Below are 20,515 nucleotides of genomic sequence, written 5' to 3'. Positions count from 1 at the left end.
GCTGATTATGTATAATATAATTATTAGATGATAAAAATATTAAAGAAGAACATGTTTATATTAAAATTAATTCTCTTTTTACTCATAAATGAAAATTGCAAATCTTTAACTGTTAAATATGTCATAAAATTTTGTTATAAATGTGATTAAATGGGTTTAAATACATAAAAAATGTTAATTTTATTATCTAACCAATTAAAATTGTTCGAAATGAAAAAACATTTACAATGGACTATTTACAGTCTTTTAATTAGTATACTCTTTATTCCTGAAGCGTATTCTCAAGTAAATTTCTCTGAAGATTTTGAAAGTTTCCTTCCTTATGATTACCCTGGTTCGGGAACTGACTTTTGGACGAGTGATGAGTCTTCTTGTGGAGGAGATATATCATTGGCTACAAACTTATACTATGACCCATGGTGGGGTGATGGTCTTGATGTGGCCGAAACAGTGACTCCATCTATAGGTACATCTAATGGAGGAGTAATTACGCTGAGCTATGATTACAAATTACTAACGTATGGAGACCTTGATCCTGTAGAAAACTCAGATGACTGGGGTTTTTTCCAAGTATTATATGCTACTTCCGAGTCAGGCCCATTTACATTACTTGAAACGGTAGACACAAGTAACCATATAGTTTCGGGAGACTGTGCTACACGAATAGTTGATTTTTCAGCGTCTGTAGGAGCTGAGGTGTATCTTAAATTATATGCAGAAATTGATAATTACGACAATGATTTTTACATTTTTATAGATAATATAGAAGCTACTCAAGCAGAACCTGTTGAGTGTGTTGGTACACCAACAGCTTCTGTAGCACAAGCATCTTTAGTAACAGTATGTAATACAGAGACTGTGACGCTATCATTATCTCCAGGTTATACTGATGATGGACTTAGTATTCAATGGCAAACTTCGACAAATGGCGTTGATTATACAGATGTTGAAACAGGTGGCGATGGTCCTAATTATACTACAACGCAGTTAGAGAATACTTGGTATCAAGCTATAATTACTTGTATAGCTAGTTCAGAGTCTGTAACGAGTACACCTGTTATGGTTACTTCTACTGGTTTACCGTGCTATTGTGATATAGAGTTTGACTCAAATGTAGAACCAATAACATATGTAGGTTTTGCAGGTATTGATAATACTACATCTGCTACGGTTGATGGTACACCTGGTGTAGAAAATTTTACGTCATTAACTCCTGCAGAAGTAATTGCAGGTCAAACTTATACTATTACCTTAGAAGGTAACACTAATGGTACTTATGAAACTCCTTTTACAGTTTATATAGATTTTAATCAAAATGGAGTGCTTGATGATGAAGGTGAAGTTTTCTTAGCAGGTTCTGTTGATAGTTCTAGTGGAGAAGATGGAGAACAAGCTATTACAGAAATCGAAATACCTGTTACAGCTATGGAGGGTGTAACCTATATGAGAGTATTAAAGCTTTTTGATGAATATTCTACAGATCCATGCTCTAGTGAAGACGGCGTTGGTTACGGTCAAGCAGAAGATTATTTAATAAATATAATGCCATCGGCACAGTTAGATTATGTGAATCTGCAATACCCTAGTACTATGGATCTTGAAGTAGGGAACACAGGTACTGTATATGCGCAAGCTTATGAGCCAGGTGTTACCGAAGGACCAGGCGCAGGTACAGGTGTTGTAGCGTGGATAGGGGTTAATGATGAAGATACTGATCCTTCTACTTGGACAACTTGGATACTTGCCGAATACAATACTTCAGTAACAGGAAATAACGATGAGTTTATGGCCGATATAGGCGATGGTCTTGCAGCGGGTACATATTATTATGCTAGTAGATTTCAACTTGAAAGTGGTTCTTATACTTACGGCGGTTATACAGCAACAGGAGGAGGTTACTGGGATGGTGTAACTAATGTGAGTGGTGTACTTACTATTACTTGTGATACCGAAGCTCCTATTGCTGATGCTGAACAAACATTTTGTCTAGATGCATCAGTACAAGATCTTGTTGCAGATAGTGCAGAAGGAGATACCATATTGTGGTATGCTGATGAAACAGGAGGAGAACCTCTTGAAGCAGCAACACTATTAGTTGACGAAGCTATGTACTATGCATCATTAACGCCTGATGAGGGATGTGAAAGTGAAACTCGTACCGCTGTTGTTGCTCATGTAGTTACTGTAGAGAGTGCTACTGTAGAGAGTGTTCAGCCAACTTGTGTCGAATCATCAGGTACTATAGAGGTTACTGCTCCATTAGGAACAGAATATGAATATAGTATAGATGGGATGGTATACCAATCATCACCCATATTTGAAGGCGTTTTGTCTGGTACTTATGATGTATATGTAAGTGAAGAAGGTTGTTTTGCTGTAGCTACAAGTGTAGTTATAGAATTAGCACCAGAAGCACCAGAAGCACCTACAGTGAGTACTATTGTACAGCCTACTTGTATTGCACCAACAGGTTCATTAGAAGTGACTTCGTCTGCTGGTATAGATGCTGTTTATTCTATAGATGGTGTTAATTATCAATCTTCTTCAACATTTGAAGATTTAGATCCAGGTTCTTATATGGTTTCTGTTCAAAATAACGAAGGCTGTATTAGTGAGTCAATTGCAGTAGTTATTGATGCTGTACCAGTAGTTCCTGCACCAACAGGTTCATCTACACAGCAGTTTGACTATGATTCAGATATGTTGGTTTATCCTATAGTAGGGCAAATTGTAGTTGAAGGAATTGATGATGCTATGTATACATGGTATGCCTCTGAAGCAGATGCATTAGCAGGAGAGAATGCTATTTCTCTTAATACTGAAATGACAGAGAGTGCAACATATTATGTAACGCAAACCGTAGATGGTTGCGAAAGTGAGCCTTTTGCAGTTACTGTTGATATAGTATTAGGTAGAGAAGATTTTGCTACAGGTACTTTTACATATCACCCTAACCCTGTAAATGATATTTTAAACCTTTCTTACACAAATGTTATAGAGAGTGTTGAAGTATTTAACCTAATAGGACAAAAAGTAATAGGACAATATGGTAATCAAAAAGAAATGACAGTTAATATGGCTGAGCTTTCAGCAGGTACTTACCTTGTTAAAGTAACTTCTGATGGAGCTTCTAAAACTATTAAAGTTGTTAAGAAGTAGATAAGTATTTACTTGAAATATAAAAGAAAGTCGGCTATGCAGCCGACTTTCTTATTTTCTTGAATTTTTTAGAAGAAATAAAACCCATTGCCGGATACATTATTGCAGCCAGCAAAAATATATGAGGCATAAACTCTTTCTTTTCGAGATGTAACATATATGATGTTACCAAAAGAGCAGGAGACTCAAGATACCAACATATAATGCGCGCTTGTTTTGGTTTTATATTGAGGCTGCGCCAAAAAAAAGCAATAACTAACACAATAGCTGCTAATCCTATTATAATAAACCCAGGATAGTAGAGTTCTTTAATTATTTCATCAACTCCTTTTAAAATGAGTAGTAGTGCAGTAATAAAATGTAAAAAGTATTCTAGCTTTCGTGCAGTTTTCTTTTTCATTATCCGTATTTCGTAGTTTTGCTCAAAAATACCTAAATCAAAACCACATAATATTTATCCTAATGTTATCATTAAGTTGCGTTTTGTCATATCTTTTACCTTAAAATAAAAATCCCTGTACATATATGTACAGGGATTTTTTGGGTAAAAAAGTAAGTTTTTTTTAGATTAAAAATCGTACTAATTCACCATTTTTAGTTAACATTTCTACACGAGTTTTTTGATTAGGATTTTTACCCGAAAGCACGTTAGATACTGTTTCTATATCCTTAGCCTTTACGTTGTCAATGCTCAGTATAATACCGTCTTTTAGTTCATCATAGTAAGGCATATAACGCTCATCAGTGATATTTTTTATTCTTACGCCATAGTTAAGTTTCATTTTATTCTTTTCGGCAGTACTCAAGTTTTCAAGTTCGAGACCGCTGTAAGAGTATATTTCATTTTTAGTAAGACGTACAGGAATGGTAAGCTTATCGCCATCTCTATTAATACCTACTTTTACTACATCATTAGGTCTTTTAGTAATTATAGCAGCATTCAGGTCAGAGAAGCCGTATACAGGCTTATTATCTATTGCAGTAATAATATCACCTTTTTTAATACCTGCTTTATCAGCTCCCGAGTCTTTCACAATACTATTTACATAGAATCCTTGTGTTTCGGCAATACCCAGCTCTTTTGATACTGAGCTGTTAAGTTCGCCACCTTGTACACCAAGTACACCACGCTGTACATTGCCAAACTCCATAATGTCTTCTATAATTTTTCGAGCAATATTAGAAGGTACTGCAAAAGAATACCCTACATAAGATCCTGTTGTAGATGATATCATGGTATTAATACCTACAAGTTCGCCATGTGTGTTTACTAATGCACCACCACTGTTACCAGGGTTAACGGCAGCATCTGTTTGTATAAAAGACTGTATACCATCTTTACTTAGATTACGTGCTTTAGCCGAAACAATACCTGCTGTAACAGTAGAGGTTAAGTTATAAGGGTTACCTACGGCAAGCACCCATTCGCCTACTTTAATATCATCTGAATTGCCAAAAGTTGCATAAGCCAGCTTTTCATCAGTATCAACTTTAAGTAAAGCAATATCCATTTTAGAGTCAGTGCCTACTAAGCGCGCTTTATACGACCTGTTATCATTAAGTGTTACCTCAAGTTCTGATGCATTTTGTATCACATGGTTATTGGTTACTATATAACCATCTTCGGTAATTATAACCCCAGAGCCTGTACCTACTTGAGCTCGCTGCTCGCCACCACGATAGCCGTAAAAATATTCCATAATAGGGTTAGAGGGAGTTTTGGAGTACGAAACGTTCTTGACGTGTACAACAGTATGTACTGCCTCATCGGCAGCTTTAGTAAAATCTACATTTTCGGCACCTAATGCCACTGTTTTAGTATAGTTTGTTTGTGCTGGAGCAACTGATAGGGAGGTGTTTGCAGTATCCTCATCAAATACCAGTTTGTAAGCTCCAAGCGTAGTAGCTCCACTTAGTAATGCTACAATAAAAAGGCTTGAAATTCTCTTCATAATCTTAAACAGTATTTAATATATTAATGGTTTATAGTAAAAAATATTTTTTTTTGAGGGTAAGATATTTACAATGGTTACCCAGCCATTTATTTGTATTTTTGCTTAATAGTTAAAAAATAATGCAACACACATTTTATAAATATCAAGGCACAGGAAACGATTTCATTATGGTTGATAATCGTACTGATACCTTTTCCAAAAATAATACCAAACTGATTGAAAAACTTTGCGATCGTAAGTTTGGCATTGGTGCTGACGGGTTAATACTATTAGAGAACGATAGTGATACCGATTTTCGTATGGTATATTTTAATGCCGATGGAAATGAGAGTAGTATGTGCGGTAATGGGGGCAGGTGTATAGTAGCGTTTGCTAAGAAACTAGATATTATAGATGACGATGCTACTTTTAAAGCAATAGATGGTAGGCACTATGCTACTATAGATGAAAATGATATTGTGTCTTTGCAAATGAAAGATGTTAATGCTGTTGCTGTATATGAAAATTATGTGTTTCTCGATACTGGTTCGCCACATCATGTGGAGTTAGTAGACGAATTAGAAACTTTTGATGTAAAAACTATAGGCGCAGGTATTCGTTATAGTGGTTTGTATGGCGATAAAGGTTCTAACGTTAATTTTGTAAAACAGGGAGAAACTGACAAATTTTCAGTGCGTACCTATGAGCGTGGAGTAGAAGATGAAACGCTTTCTTGCGGTACAGGGGTAACAGCAGTAGCTATAGCCATGAAAGTGCTTAATAAAACAGAGAATAATACAGTTTTACTAAATACAGAGGGTGGGGAGCTTGAAGTTTCATTTAAACAAAACAACAAACAATTTACAGAGATTTATTTAACAGGTCCTGCAACATTTGTTTTTAAAGGTGAAATGAAATGGTAACATTACAGGGCGAAAATATATACCTAAGAGCATTAGAACCCGACGACTTGGAATTTGTTTACCAAATGGAGAATAACGAAGTGGTGTGGGAGGTAAGTAATACCATAACACCTTACAGTCGCTTTTTAATAAGACAATATTTAGAGAATGCACATCAGGATATATTTGAAGCCAAACAACTGCGTCTTGCCATTTGCAAAAATGACAGTTTTGAAGCTATAGGGCTTATCGACCTTTTTGATTTTGACCCGGTAAACAAAAGGGCAGGGGTAGGTATAGTAATAAAAGAAACAGCCAACAGAAATATAGGTTTTGGAGGTCAGGCATTAAAGCTTTTAATAAATTATGCTTTTACACGGTTACAGCTTCATCAGTTATATGCAAATATTAATACTGAGAATGTACCGAGTATAGCTCTTTTTACTAATTTTGGTTTTGTATGTACGGGTATAAAAAAAGACTGGAATAAAAGAGTAAATAAATATACCGACGAAGCAATGTACCAATTAATTCATCAATCTTAACATCATATTATTTTGAAATTCAGAAGATTTGTAGCACTTTTCTCTTTAGTAGTTATAACAGCAGGTACAATATATGGCTACCTAATATATAAAGATATATTTTCTGAGAACACATCGTTTTCACAAGATAGAATAGCCATATATATTCCTTCGGATGCAATATATGCACAAGTAGAAGATAGTGTAAAGCCTTTTATACAAGATATGGAGCGCTTTAGAATGGTGGCGCAAAAAAAATCATATCCGCAATATGTAAAAGCTGGAAAGTTTATACTTAAGAGAGGAATGAATAGTAATGATATTATTAATGCGCTGAGGCAGCCTGTACCCGTAAACGTATCATTTAATAATCAAGAAACATTAGAACGTGCTGTAGGCAGAATTGCTGTACAGGTAGAGGCTGATAGCGTAGCTTTACTAAAATCATTTACTAATAAAACTTTTCTAGCAGAGAATGGTTTTACCGAAGATAATGTGTTGAGTATTTTTATACCTAATACATACGAGTTTTTTTGGGATACCTCTCCACGAAAGATACGAGAAAAGCTTGCAAAAGAATACAGGAAATTTTGGACACCAGAACGTATTGCTAAAGCCGAAGCATTAAATCTTACACCGTTACAAGTATCATCATTAGCTGCTATAGTTCATAAAGAAACAGTAAAGGCAGACGAACGCCCAAGAGTGGCAGGGGTTTATTTAAATAGGCTTAAAAAAGGAATGAAGCTCGAAGCCGACCCTACGGTTATTTATGCCATGAAAAAAGAATCGGGTGATTTTGACCAAGTAATAAAACGAGTTTTATATAAAGACCTTACTATAGATTCGCCTTATAATACTTATATGCATCAAGGAGTACCGCCTGGTCTTATTGCTATGCCCGATATTTCGGCACTAGAGGCAGTACTAAATCCAGAACAGCATAATTATATTTATTTTTGTGCAAGTGTAACCAATTTTGGTTATCATGAGTTTGCTGTTACCGGAGCGCAGCACCAAGCTAACAGCAAAAAATATCATGCTTGGGTAGAAAAAATGGGCATAAAACGATAATTACACTTGTTCATATTTGTTAAAAAACACTGAGAATATTCTTTTTATAAAGTTGTTTTTTGTTAAATTTCACTGCGAGAATAATATTTTATGCAATGTCTCTTTAGTATCAATGTTTGCAAGAGCTTAGCGAATTTTAATGATGTTTTTGAGGTGCTCAAAAATGTTAAAGATTATAATTAAAGTTAAACCACTGTATATCAGGTTAAAAAATTTTTGTACTTTTGCGCCCTGTAAATTTCATCAGGGTGACAGACTATGAGAAATAAAACTTTATGATTAAAAAACAATGGATTTATTTTATGGGCTTAGCCCTTATTATTTCAATTGTAAGTTCGGGTTTTAGACCCAACGAAGCAAAGCAATTTGGTAAAATAGAAGGATTTCATTTGGCGGAGGATGAAGTTTTAAATTATACTGTTCCGGCAGTAAGCGAAACCGCAAAAATATCAGTTCCTTTTACTGGAAAATCGTTTATCGGTTTTAAACAAGCAGTAGCTACTAAAGAGTCTCAAGGACTATATAAGTTAGTTAATCCATACGGTTATATGGGTAAGTACCAATTTGGTAAAGTTACATTGCGAGCAGTAGGAATAACCGATACTCAGGCATTTTTAAATAGCCCTAAGCTTCAAGAGAGAGCTTTTAAAGCACTTTTAGCTAAAAATAAGTGGGAGCTCCGTAGAGAGATACCTAAGTATGAAGGTAAGGTTATTAATGGTATTAAAATTACCGAATCAGGACTTCTTGCTGCAGCACACCTTGCAGGTGCTGGCTCTGTAAAAAAATTCTTAAGAAGTAATGGTACAAGAGGCTTTAAGGATGGTTTTGGTACATCGCTTAGAAGCTACATTAAAAAATTTGAAGGTTATGACACCTCGAATATTGTTGCTGATCGCTCTGCGAAAGTAAAATTGAATTAATATAATTAATTCAATAATATATTAAATGCCCTGTTCTAAACAGGGCATTTTTCTTTTAATACTGAAATTTTCTCTTCTGTTTCTTTTAAACGCTGTTCTTGCATTTGCAATACTTTTTCGTTTTTTCCTATAAGTATTGGGTTACGTCTTAACCTTTTATATCTTTTTTCAGAGAGATAGGCCGAATGATGTTTTTGAAGCTCTTTTAGTAATTGCCCGTATGTAATTCCTGGGATAATTATTTCATTTTGAGCATCATTCTTAAGTATATAAGTACTTAGCTTATCTTGATAATATAAAGACCTACTTCTTGCTCTACGGTACTTTGCAAGAAGTCTTGTTTTCTTTCTTTTATATTTTGATGCGGTAAATAGGTAGATTACAATAATGCCTAAAAGTACAGCAAGTATTGAGAATTCCGGTATGAAATCCATGTTAGGTTGTGTGTTTGTTGATTTATTAGTAGGTTTCTTCTTTCTTATTGTAAAGATAATGCAAAATATTTAGAAAAATACTTGTTGGATATTATGATTTCTTTAAAACGATGTATTTTATCGATTAACTACATCTTTTTTTAATTAAAAAATACATAAAAGCATGATTTTTTGGCTTCATGTTAAATAAGATAAAACCGCACTAGAAGCTCTGAATATCTGATAAATATAGGCTTAAAAATAATTATTTATCAACACGAAAACGTTATAGTTGTTGTTTTTCATTTTTATGTTATTAACAAAACAATTAAATAGTTTATTTTTAATTAAAATTTTAAGAATTAAACTTATGAGAATCAAATTATTTTTATTTTTCGTATTTATAAGTGCGTTCTGTTCACAAATATTTGCGCAGAGTGCAGGACTTTACGAAACATATATAGTTTTTGGAGTGAATGGTAATGCTGATTTGTATTATGATCTTAATGCAGATACTGGAAATTATGATTTCGATGGGCAATTCCTAGGTACTTTTTGTCAAGGGAATACTAACGGTCTTATATTTAAAGGAGGCGAACATAAAATATACAAGTGTGGCGGTTGCGATTTAACAAGTACTCGTATTTATTATAGAGTATACCCTACAGGTAGCCCATCAGGTAGTTATGTGAGTAATACTCTTAATTATAGTAGTGGATATGATAATGGTTGTGGAGGGCAAAACCAAACATGGGAGAGTGTTGCTTATAGTACAGATGTGCTTAATGGTCTCGATGCGGGTAATTACACGATGGAGGTGTATTCAGATGCTACTGTAACATGTGAAGGAGGAACTGTTTATGCAGGTAATAACGGTAGTAATTACAAAGCTACTTTTACTATAACACCAACAACCGTTGGTGGATCAATATCAGGAGATAATGAGTTTTGTAGTACTGTAAATAGTGGTTTACTAAACCTTTTAGAGCATACAGGCAACGTTATACGATGGGAATCCTCATCTGTCTCTGATTTTAGTTCATTAGTTACCGAGATAGAGAATACAACAACATCACTTAGTTTAAGTAATGTAGCAACTACTACCTATTATAGAGTAGTGGTACAAAGTAATGAATGTTCAGAGGAATATTCCTCAATACATACTGTGACTATAAATCCTAATTCTTGGACAGGTGCGGTAGATGACGATTGGAATAATGAGCTTAACTGGTGTGGTGGTGTTCCTGTAATTACAGATGCTGTGACAATAGACGGTCAGAGTATTACACCTATAATAGCTTCGGGAGATGCTGTTGAGGTAGAGAGTCTTACTTTGCTTTCAGGAGGTAATTTAGTTATAAATAGCGGAGGTAATCTTACTGTTACTAATGCAGTTTCAGTGGCATCAGATGCGGTATTCATGATAGAAGATAATGCTAACTTGATACAGATTAACGATGTGGTAAATAGTGGCGATGTTATTGTAGAGAAAAATTCATCTCCTTTATATAGATTAGATTATACATTATGGTCGTCACCTGTTGTGGGGCAAAATTTACAAGAATTTTCTCCTTCAACATTATCTAATCGTTTTTATGATTATGACGAAGCTGCAGATCTTTACTCTGCTATAGTACCAAGTGAAAATAATTTTATACCAGGGGCAGGTTACCTTATTAGAACACCTAATAATCATCCTGCTTATGTAAATGAAGAAAGCCCGGGTACAATATGGACAGGTACATTTACAGGAACACCTAATAATGGCGATATAACTGTGGCGACGACCAACTCGCTTAATGGTTATAATTTAGTAGGTAATCCTTACCCTTCGGCAATTAATATCCATGATTTTTATGATGCTAATACAGGTGTTATAAACGGGGCTTCGGCACTTTATTTTTGGAGGAAACGAAACGATCCTAATGCTACTACATATGCACTAGTAACCAAGTCTGCTTATACTATGAATGCTGCTTCGGGTGGCGATACAGGGTCTAGTACTTTTATAGGCGATTCTTCTAACTGGGTAATAAATCCTGGACAAGGATTTTTTGTGCAAGTAACGGGTAATAGTATTGAGTTTAATAATGATATGCGTGTAGGGGTTAATAATGGGCAATTTTTTAGAACTACACAGGATCAGCAAGAGGAGTCGTTAACTTCTAGATTATGGCTTAATATTACAGGAGATGAAGGTGTATTTAAACAAATGGCTATAACTTATAGTAATCAAACTACATTAGGGTTAGATTACGGATGGGATGGTAAGGCATTTATTCACGATGGCGTTGTAGCGCTATATTCGGTTGTAGAAGATGTACCACTTGGTATACAAGCAAGACCTCAGTTTGAAGTAAACGATGTAGTGCCTATAGCTTATGGCACAAGTATCTCTGGCAGCTATACTATAAGTCTAGACCATTTTGATGGTGTTTTCCTGCAAGGTCAAGATATTTACTTAAAAGACAATGTAGCAAATCAAACAATAAACCTTAAAGAAGCAGATTATACCTTTACTACCGAAACAGGGCAGTTTACTAATCGTTTCGAGATTATTTATACCATACAAGCCTTAGATGGTAATAATTTTACTATAACGCCTAATGACGTAGTAGTTTACCAAAAAGAAGGGGTTGTAACTATAGATGCTGGTAATTTAGAATTAAAAGATGTAACAATCTATGATGCAAGAGGTAGTCTTATTTATACAAAAAAAGATATACAAGATAGTACTATTGTGATATCTAATATTCAATTGCAGCAACAACTTTTAATTATCAATATTATCACCGATAAAGGAAAAATATTTAAAAAGATAATTCTCTAAAGACAATTTTTAGTTGTAAAAAATAATAAAAAAAACAGCCCTTACGGTACGTAAGGGCTGTTTTTTTGGGCAGTGTTGAAAATGTGTGAGCTGTAACGTTCTGGTTTTTAGTGGTTTATTTTTGATGTTGATTTTATATTTCGTATATTTATATCTGATTATCAATGTTTTAGCTATTTGTGAGTTAAAAATTGAATTTCAAATCCATCTAACACGATTATTAATATTAATTACTAAATTTTTTCACTATGAAACAAGGTCAACTTAAATTAGCATTACTATGTATATGCTGTTTCTTTCCCATTCTTGCTGCTTTTTCGCAAGTTAAAGTTTATGCAGAGTCGGTTTCGTCTTTTGCATCAGACCCTAACCCTCCTAATGATTCGTATGTAGATAATGTTGCCCAAGCTGTAGATGAAAATCTTTCTACGGCAGCTACTGTACGAGCTAATTCTGGTATTGCAGGTGGAGCAGGAGCTTATTCGGGTTATATAGAGCTTGAGTTTGCTTCAACACTTACAGCAAACACTACGTCTTATGTTAAAATAGATATGGAAGATGATATACTTTCTTATTTATTAGGTGGTAGTCTAGGAGAATTACTTTCTGATATAGCAGGCGGGGTTTTGTCGGGTAATCAGCGTATCTCTGTAGAGGTTAAAAATGATGATACAACTATATTTACAAAAGATAGTTGGGTTGTGTCAGATTTTTCAAGCTCAGAACTTAGGGTTGTTATAGACGATTCTGGAGATTATTTTTTAAAGATAACACCGCAAAGTTCCTATAATAGAATACGTATTACAAATTCATTAGGATCTCTTGTGGGGGTAGATACACAAAAAGACCTTAATGTGTATGACGCATTTTATATTACAGGTAGTGCAGATTGTGGCGTTGCTAATTATACGTCATATAATAGTACAGGGTTAACAGTAGGTTTACTTAATCTTGGTGGAACAGCAGTGACTAATCCTGAATTCCTTATAGATGCTAATATTACTAATTACTCTGAACTAGATATTGGTATATTAGGTGTTGCCGCGTCAGTATCTCAAACAGTATATTTTGAAGGGGCATCGGCAGTTGATGATGAGTATCAAATTAAATTTCTCGTACCGCCTGCATTACTAGAGGTAGGGGTTTTGAATAATATTCAAATCATAGCATACAACGGAACATCTCAAGTAGCATCATACAGTCTTGTTTCATTACTCTCTGTAGATGTTTTAGGTTTATTATCTACTAATACTCCTGTATCTGTAAGTATAACTCCAGGTATTGTCGATAGAATTACTGTTAGACTATCTACATTGGTAGATGTATCTGTAGGACAGAATTTAAACCTATTTAGTGTAGTAAAAGGTGATTTTGATGTAGATGTTACAGGAGAAGGAAGCTATGCTATTGATGATGATGCAACACTTACAGCAGAAGCTACAGGTTGTAATGGTCCTTATACTTATTCGTGGTCAGGAGATGGTACAGCCACAGGAGATGAAATATCACCTTCTACAGCCGTAGCAGGAACATATAATTTTTTAGTAACAGCAACAGACAAATTTGGAGCAACTAAAACTGTTCCTGCACAAATTGTAGTCGAGCCAATGCCAGTAGCAGGTACAATAACAGGAGCACAAGATGTATGCGAGGGTACACTACCGCCTGATTTGGTTTTAACGGGGTTTACAGGAAATGTGTTGTCATGGGAGCGCTCTACAGATCCTACTTTTACAACATTTACAACAATAGCTGTTACAAGTAGTACATTAGATAGTGCAACTATAGGTGTTATAAATGAGACAACTTATTTTAGAGCAAATGTAGGAAATCATACATATTCAGATGTAGTTACTGATGCAGTAGCATTATCAATAAAAGAAACAACATGGAATGGTGCTACATGGAGTAATGGTGTGCCAGACATAAATACTACTATATACTTTACAGGAGATTATAACGAAGAAGCAAACCTTTTTGGTTGTACTGCTAATATTGATAATAATGCAGAGGTTGTTATACCGTCCGGTTATAATATAACTTTAAATGGAGCTGTTACTGTTGTAAGCGGAAACTTTTTGGTAGAAAATAATGCTAACTTGGTTCAAATTACAAATGCGGTTAACTCAGGTGCAATACAAGTACAAAAAAATACCTCATTAATATATAGGTTAGATTATACAATATGGTCTTCGCCTGTTGCTGGGCAAAACTTAAAAGATTTTTCTCCATCAACATTGTCTAATCGTTTTTATGAATATAATGAAACTACAGATTTATATAATGCAATATCACCTGAAATAACTGATTTTACAGTAGGGCATGGTTATCTTATACGTGTTGCAAACAATCATCCTGCGTATGTAGATGATGAAACGCCAGGGGTAGCGTGGACAGGTACATTTGAAGGTGTACCAAATAATGGTACTGTAACTGTACCTGTAGCATCAGTTTTTAATGGATATAACCTTGTAGGTAACCCATATTCATCAGCCATAAATATCCACGATTTTTTTGATGGAAATGTTAGCGTTATCGACCCAGGTTCATCATTATATTTTTGGAGAAAAAGAAATGATTATAGTGTGAGTTCTTATGCTACAATAACCAAGGCGGCATATACTGCTAATGCGGCTGCAGGAGGCGATACAGGATCAGAAACCTTTGTGGGTGCCCCTTCAAGTTGGGTTATTAACACTGGTCAAGGTTTCTTTGTGCAAGCCAGTAGCGGTGGTACACTTGTATTTGAAAATAGCATGAGACGAGCAGTAAATAACGGACAGTTTTTTAGACAAGCAGAAGAGCAGCAAGAAATATATAGACTATCGCGACTATGGTTAAATATTACAGGAAGCCAAAACGAATTTAAGCAAGCAGCAATAGCTTATACTGGTCAAGGTACAATAGGTATAGATTATGGCTGGGATGGTAAAGCACTTATAGATGATGGTCCTGTAGCATTATATTCTATTGCAGAGGATATGGAGTTAGCTATACAAACACGTCCAGAGTTTGAGGTCGAAGATATGGTTGTTATAGGGTATAAAGTGACTACTCCTGGCAGCTATACTATAAGTCTAGACCATTTTGATGGTGTTTTTCTGTATGGTCAAGATATTTACTTAAAAGACAATGTAACAAATCAAACAATAAACCTTAAAGAAGCAGATTATACCTTTACTACCGAAACAGGGCAGTTTACGAATCGTTTCGAGATTATTTATACCATACAAGCCTTAGATGGTAATAATTTTACTATAACGCCTAATGACGTAGTAGTTTACCAAAAAGAAGGAACCATAACTATAGATGCTGGCAACCTCGATATAGATCAAGTTACTATACACGACCTTAGAGGAAGGCTTATTTATACCAAGCCTAGTATAAATGCTACAGTAACTACCATTACAGACTGTAATGTGCAGCAACAAGTAGTGCTACTACATATTACTACTGCAAAAGGTGTGGTGACCAAAAAAGTAGTACTGTAAAATAGAGATACTCTAAAAAAATAGTTATTACCACAGTAAAGCCTATACCTAATAGTATAGGCTTTATTATGTTATAAAAGATTATGAGTGTTAAGGGGTTTAAATAGAGTGGTTTAAATAAATGTAAAGGCATGGTGTAGTAGCCTCTCTTTTTCTACATAAACAAGAAGCTTTTTTTGTAACGCTTATATAATTGTAGTGTAAACAAAAATAGTATATATAATCAATTGATAATTAAACAATTAGCATCCTTAAAGGTGGTTTTTTATTAATTTTATATTACTTAAATATTAATTATTTGTTAGGTTAATGTTAAACGGCTTAACATTAAGTTAATGATAATGTGATGAATAGGTAAAGAATTTAATTTGTAGGTATTAATATTATGAATATATTTGCACATTGAATAAATATCGTACAATTAGTCATAATTTAATTTATTTTAGATGCTAAAAAATCTACAATTACACGTAACAAAAATCCTCCTTACCACGGCATTCTTGCTTATGGGGGTAATGTCTTGGGGGCAAGGGTCAGAATCTTTTTCTAATCTAGGATCTAGTTCTGGCAGTTATTCTACAAGAACTTGGACTGGAGACGATGGAATAGGTTGGACTGCTAATGATGCCAGAACAGATCAAAGCCTTAATGGTAAAGCCATAGCCCTTCGTACTAGTATATTAACAAATACTACAACAATAGGAGGTATAGGAACATTAAGTTTCAAATATGCTCGTGTGTTTAGTGGAAATTCTACGCTTAAGGTATATGTAAATAATGTGCAATATGGTAGTAATATAACAGTATCAAATACCATTGCTACCACTTTTAGTGTAGATGTAAATATAACAGGGGATGTTACAATTAAATTAGTGAATAGTGGTGGGAATAGAACTATTATTGATGATATATCATGGACAGCAGGAGCACCTGCTGGTCCATCAGTAACAACAGAAGCTGTTAGCGATGTAGATACAGATTTGGCAATATTAAATGGTAGTATAACTAATGGAGATGCTACAGCAGTATCGTTTGAGTATGGTACTACAACAAGTTATGGCAGTACAGAGGCGGGAGATCCTGCTACAGTAACAGGAGATGCTGCTTTTGAAGCGATTGTTTCTCTAGATGTAAATACACAATACCATTATAGAGCCGTAGCCGGTACAGAGCTAGGCGACGATGTTGCCTTCTGGACATTGGCAGCAGTGCCTACTACACCAGTAGCAAGTAACGTGAGTGTTACTACTGCCGATATAACTATAGGAGCAGCAGATGGTAACCCTGCCACTACACAGTATGCAATATATGAGTTATGGAATGATGTTTATGTTCAGTCTGACGGTACACTAGGTGCTACAGCAGTTTGGCATACCGCTACAGAGTGGAGCGCAATAACAGTAAATGGACTTACCGCTGAAACAGAATATGCTTTTTATACAAAAGCAAGAAATGGTGCTAATGTAGAAACCACAGAAAGCGCAGATGGTGCCGAAATAGAAACACTACCTAATACAGCACCAACTACATCGGCAGATGCGCTTACAGCTTTTGGCGATATATGTATTAATACAACAGCAACAACAAGTTCTTTCGGTTTATATGGAGAAAATCTTACTACAGCTAATGTTGTGGTAACGGCTCCTACAGGATATACACTATCTACCACAACAGATGGTACATATACCACAACACTTACTTATACTGCCGATGGTGCAGGTGAGCTGCTAGAAGAAGTTTTTGTACGCTTTACACCAACAGTGGTACAATCGTATAACGATAATATTACAATAACAGGTGGTGGTACAAGTGCTACTACAAATGTTGCTGTATCGGGTACGGGTGTAAACACAGGCGCAACAGTAGCTACAAGTACAGCTTCTGATGTTGCTACGGCTTCAGCTACACTAGGCGGAGATGTAACAGATGAAGGTTGTGCTACAGTAACGGCACGTGGTGTAGTAATAGGCACATCATCTAGCCCAGTAATAGACGGTTCTGGTGTTACTAACTATACAGCAGTAGCAGGCGGTTCGGGTACCTATACTGTTTCGGTTACAGGGTTATCATCAAGCACACAGTATTATGCAAGAGCCTATGCAACGAGTGCAGGAGGTACAGTATATGGTAACGATGTAACATTTACAACACTTTGTGGAGAGTTTACATTACCATTCTCAGAAGATTTTGAAGATGCAACATTCCCAGCTAACTGCTGGTCAACTTTTAGAGGTACAAATAATTTAGGTACAAGTGAAGATTGGAAGCGTATAACATCGGATACTTATAACGGGTCAGAAGGTACAGCTTATGTACAATATGAAAATGTTTCAGGCGGATTAGCCGAAGACTGGTTAGTAACTCCAGGTATTGTGCTTCCAGAAACAGGTGGTACTATAGAACTTAAATTTCAAGAGAGTCAAGACTATAGTAGTGACTATGATGGAGAATATTATATAAAAATAGCAACGAGTAACCCAACAGATCATAACTCTTATACTACGGTAATAAATTATGGTGAATCTGATTTTTCGAATAGTTATAGCGAAAGAACAGTTGATTTGACAGCTTATGAAGGACAAACCGTATATGTGGCTTTTGTAATGCAACAAGATGATGGGGATAATTGGTATATAGATGATATTTCTATAACAGAAGTAGCACCACCACTTTATGCACCAGTAGCTACTGCTGCTACAAGTATTACAACTACTGGTTTTACAGCAAACTGGAATGCTGTAGATGACGCTACAAGCTACAGACTTGATGTTACTACACAAACTGAGGGTACTGACCTTTCAGATCTTATCATATCTGAATATGTAGAGGGAGATAACCCAGGGAATAATAAGGCTATCGAAATTTATAATGGTACAGGTAGTAGTGTAGATTTATCACAATATGCTATCAGTAGAGGTAATGATACTAAATACCTTCTTTCAGGTACATTAGCAAATGGTGCTACTTATGTAGTAGCGAGTAATGGAGCCTCAGCAGCAACACTAGCTGCAGCAGATGTTTTATTACCATATAGTTCTGCAAATACAGCGGTGTATTTTACAGGAAGTGAAGATGTAAACTTATATAAGAACTTTATATTAATTGATAAAGTAGGTGCAGGAAATGAAGATGTTACGCTAAGAAGAAAAGCAACAGTAATGGGGCCGTCTACATCATATAGTAATAGTGAGTGGGATAGTTATCCTGTAGATAATGTAGACGATCTAGGTAGCCATACTTCCGAGGGAGGTACTACTACATCATTTGTTACAGGGTATGAAGACCTAAATGTAGGCGATGTAACTAGTTATGAAGTAACAGGATTAGAAGACGATACAGATTATAAATATGTGGTAAGAGCAGTTTCTGTATCAGAAACATCTGCAAACTCTAATGAAATAGAAGTAACTACAGCTGTAGAGAATGTATGGAATGGAGATGCTTGGACAGCAGGTAGTGCACCAGCCATTATAGACGCAGCCATTATAGAAGGAGCATATAATACAGCCGAAGATGGTACATTTACAGCTGCTACACTTATAATAAATGAAGGTGGTAGTCTTGTAATTGCCTCAGGTGATAACATTACTATTACAGGAGCGGTAGTAAACAATATAGATGCTTCGGCATTCATTGTAGAAAATAACGCTAACCTTATACAGGTAAACAATGTAGAAAATACAGGAGATATACAAGTACAAAAAAATAGCTCGGCATTATACAGGTTAGATTATAGCTTATGGTCAGCTCCAGTAACGGGTCAAAATTTACTAGCTTTCTCACCACAAACATTAACCAATCGTTTTTACGATTATGATGAGTCAACCGATTTACTTACGGCAGTAACGCCTGGGTCAAATAACTTTCAGCCAGGTTATGGTTACCTAATACGTATGCCAAACAATCATGTGTCTTTTGTAAATGAAGAAACAGCAGGAGAGACTTGGACAGGAACATTTGAAGGAACGCCTAATAATGGTACTGTAACTGTACCTATGGAGTCGGCTTTTAACGGATATAACCTTGTAGGTAATCCTTACCCATCACCTGTAAATATAGCTGCTTTTTATGCAGCCAATTCAGGTACACTTGAATTAGGTTCAGCATTGTATTTCTGGAGAAAACGAAATAACCCTGATGCAACGACTTATGCTTCAATAACTCTAGCTGCTTATATTGCTAATAGTGCTGCAGGAGGAGACACAGGTTCAGGAACTTTTACAGGAATTTCAGATGAGTGGGTTATAAACCAAGGACAAGGATTTTTTGTAAAAGCAACAGGAGGATCTTTAGTGTTTAATAATGCTATGCGTATGCCTGTAAACAATAATCAGTTTTTTAGAACTACAGAAGAAGCACAACAACAAAGTTCTCGTTTATGGTTAAACCTTGTTACTGAAGGTAAATTTAGTCAAACTGCAATAGTATATAATCCTAATACAACCTTAGATTTAGATTACGGATGGGATGGTAAATCTATTATAGGTGATGGTCCTGTTACAATATACACAATGGCTCAAGATATTACTCTTGCTATACAAGCAAGACCTGAGTTTGATACAGAAGACCAAGTAGCTTTAGGTATCTATGTTGAAACAGCAGGTAATTATACAATAAGCTTAGATCATGTAGATGGATTATTTACAGAAGGTCAAGATGTTTACTTAAAAGATAATGTAGCAGGGCAAACAATAAACCTTAAAGCAGCAGATTATACTTTTAGTACTGAGGCTGGACAGTTTAATGAACGTTTCGAGATTATTTACACTATACAAGCTTTAGATAGTAATGATTTTGCTATAACACCTAACGAAGTTGTAGTATATCAAACTAACAGTGATATAAACATTAATGCAGGTATACTTGATATTACAGCAGTAAGCGTTTATGATATGAGAGGTAGAACATTATATTCTAATAATGATGTAAATGCAAGCGAATTGATAGTGAGTAATTTAGAGTCTGCACAGCAAGTGTTAATCGTTAATATTACTACTAATAAAGGTATTGTAACCAAGAAAATTGTTAGATAATTATTATCATAATATTCGGAATAACTTTTCTGTATAATAAAAAAGCCTGCGCACTAGCGCAGGCTTTTTATGTTTTTAGGAGTATAAGTTTAGTTTAAACCGCAAGAGTATTACGGTGTTTATTTAGCTTAATACTAAAATAGGCACTTATTATAAACTATTTAAATATGGTTTTTTGTTTTTGTTAAGTTAATGTAAAAAATGATTTTATTTGATTGATAATGAGTTAATT

General features: G+C 35.1%; 11 protein-coding genes. 8 read left to right on the top strand and 3 right to left on the bottom strand.

The window, feature by feature from the left end:
• The first annotated feature begins 210 nt into the window (after positions 1 to 210).
• The gene (locus DVK85_RS00520) at positions 211 to 3,159 is read left to right on the top strand and encodes a T9SS type A sorting domain-containing protein (RefSeq protein WP_162845309.1); all 2,949 of its coding nucleotides are present in this window, start codon (positions 211 to 213) and stop codon (positions 3,157 to 3,159) included.
• 34 nt (positions 3,160 to 3,193) lie between these two features.
• On the opposite strand, the gene DVK85_RS00515 is transcribed toward DVK85_RS00520, so the two are convergent.
• Complete coding sequence (locus DVK85_RS00515; RefSeq protein ID WP_114676557.1) at positions 3,194 to 3,559, bottom strand: hypothetical protein; 366 nt, start codon at positions 3,557 to 3,559, stop codon at positions 3,194 to 3,196.
• Positions 3,560 to 3,722: 163 nt separating this feature from the next.
• Positions 3,723 to 5,111: a S1C family serine protease gene (locus DVK85_RS00510; RefSeq protein ID WP_114676556.1), complete on the bottom strand. Its 1,389-nt coding sequence runs from the start codon at positions 5,109 to 5,111 to the stop codon at positions 3,723 to 3,725.
• Positions 5,112 to 5,233: 122 nt separating this feature from the next.
• On the opposite strand from DVK85_RS00510, the gene dapF reads away from it, so the two are divergent.
• From dapF to DVK85_RS00490, 4 genes are all read left to right on the top strand, one after another.
• Complete coding sequence (gene dapF / locus DVK85_RS00505) at positions 5,234 to 6,016, top strand: diaminopimelate epimerase (RefSeq protein WP_114676555.1); 783 nt, start codon at positions 5,234 to 5,236, stop codon at positions 6,014 to 6,016.
• Positions 6,010 to 6,540 carry a GNAT family N-acetyltransferase gene (locus DVK85_RS00500; protein WP_114676554.1) on the top strand — a complete coding sequence of 177 codons (531 nt, stop codon included), beginning with the start codon at positions 6,010 to 6,012 and terminating at the stop codon, positions 6,538 to 6,540. The genes dapF and DVK85_RS00500 overlap by 7 nt, the downstream gene beginning before the upstream one ends.
• 12 nt (positions 6,541 to 6,552) lie before the next feature.
• A complete protein-coding gene (gene mltG / locus DVK85_RS00495; protein ID WP_114676553.1) occupies positions 6,553 to 7,593 on the top strand; it encodes an endolytic transglycosylase MltG in 1,041 nt (346 codons plus the stop codon).
• A 275-nt stretch (positions 7,594 to 7,868) separates the two neighbouring features.
• The gene (locus tag DVK85_RS00490) at positions 7,869 to 8,516 is read left to right on the top strand and encodes a peptidoglycan-binding protein LysM (RefSeq protein ID WP_114676552.1); all 648 of its coding nucleotides are present in this window, start codon (positions 7,869 to 7,871) and stop codon (positions 8,514 to 8,516) included.
• A 35-nt stretch (positions 8,517 to 8,551) separates the two neighbouring features.
• Here the strand turns inward: DVK85_RS00490 and DVK85_RS00485 are convergent, their stop codons facing one another.
• Positions 8,552 to 8,950, bottom strand: a complete 399-nt coding sequence (locus tag DVK85_RS00485; protein WP_114676551.1) for a hypothetical protein — start codon at positions 8,948 to 8,950, stop codon at positions 8,552 to 8,554.
• A gap of 349 nt (positions 8,951 to 9,299) precedes the next feature.
• On the opposite strand from DVK85_RS00485, the gene DVK85_RS00480 reads away from it, so the two are divergent.
• The 3 genes from DVK85_RS00480 (at position 9,300) to DVK85_RS00470 (ending at position 20,283) form a co-directional block, all read left to right on the top strand.
• On the top strand, positions 9,300 to 11,759 hold the full coding sequence (locus DVK85_RS00480) for a T9SS sorting signal type C domain-containing protein (protein WP_114676550.1): 2,460 nt from the start codon (positions 9,300 to 9,302) through the stop codon (positions 11,757 to 11,759).
• A gap of 248 nt (positions 11,760 to 12,007) precedes the next feature.
• Positions 12,008 to 15,250 carry a T9SS sorting signal type C domain-containing protein gene (locus tag DVK85_RS00475; RefSeq protein WP_114676549.1) on the top strand — a complete coding sequence of 1,081 codons (3,243 nt, stop codon included), beginning with the start codon at positions 12,008 to 12,010 and terminating at the stop codon, positions 15,248 to 15,250.
• 446 nt (positions 15,251 to 15,696) lie between these two features.
• Complete coding sequence (locus tag DVK85_RS00470; RefSeq protein WP_114676548.1) at positions 15,697 to 20,283, top strand: T9SS-dependent choice-of-anchor J family protein; 4,587 nt, start codon at positions 15,697 to 15,699, stop codon at positions 20,281 to 20,283.
• Positions 20,284 to 20,515: the final 232 nt, after the last annotated feature.

Source organism: Flavobacterium arcticum (genome assembly GCF_003344925.1).
In the GTDB taxonomy this organism is placed as follows: Bacteria; Bacteroidota; Bacteroidia; order Flavobacteriales; family Flavobacteriaceae; genus Flavobacterium; species Flavobacterium arcticum.
This window is presented reverse-complemented; position numbering and strand designations above follow the sequence as displayed.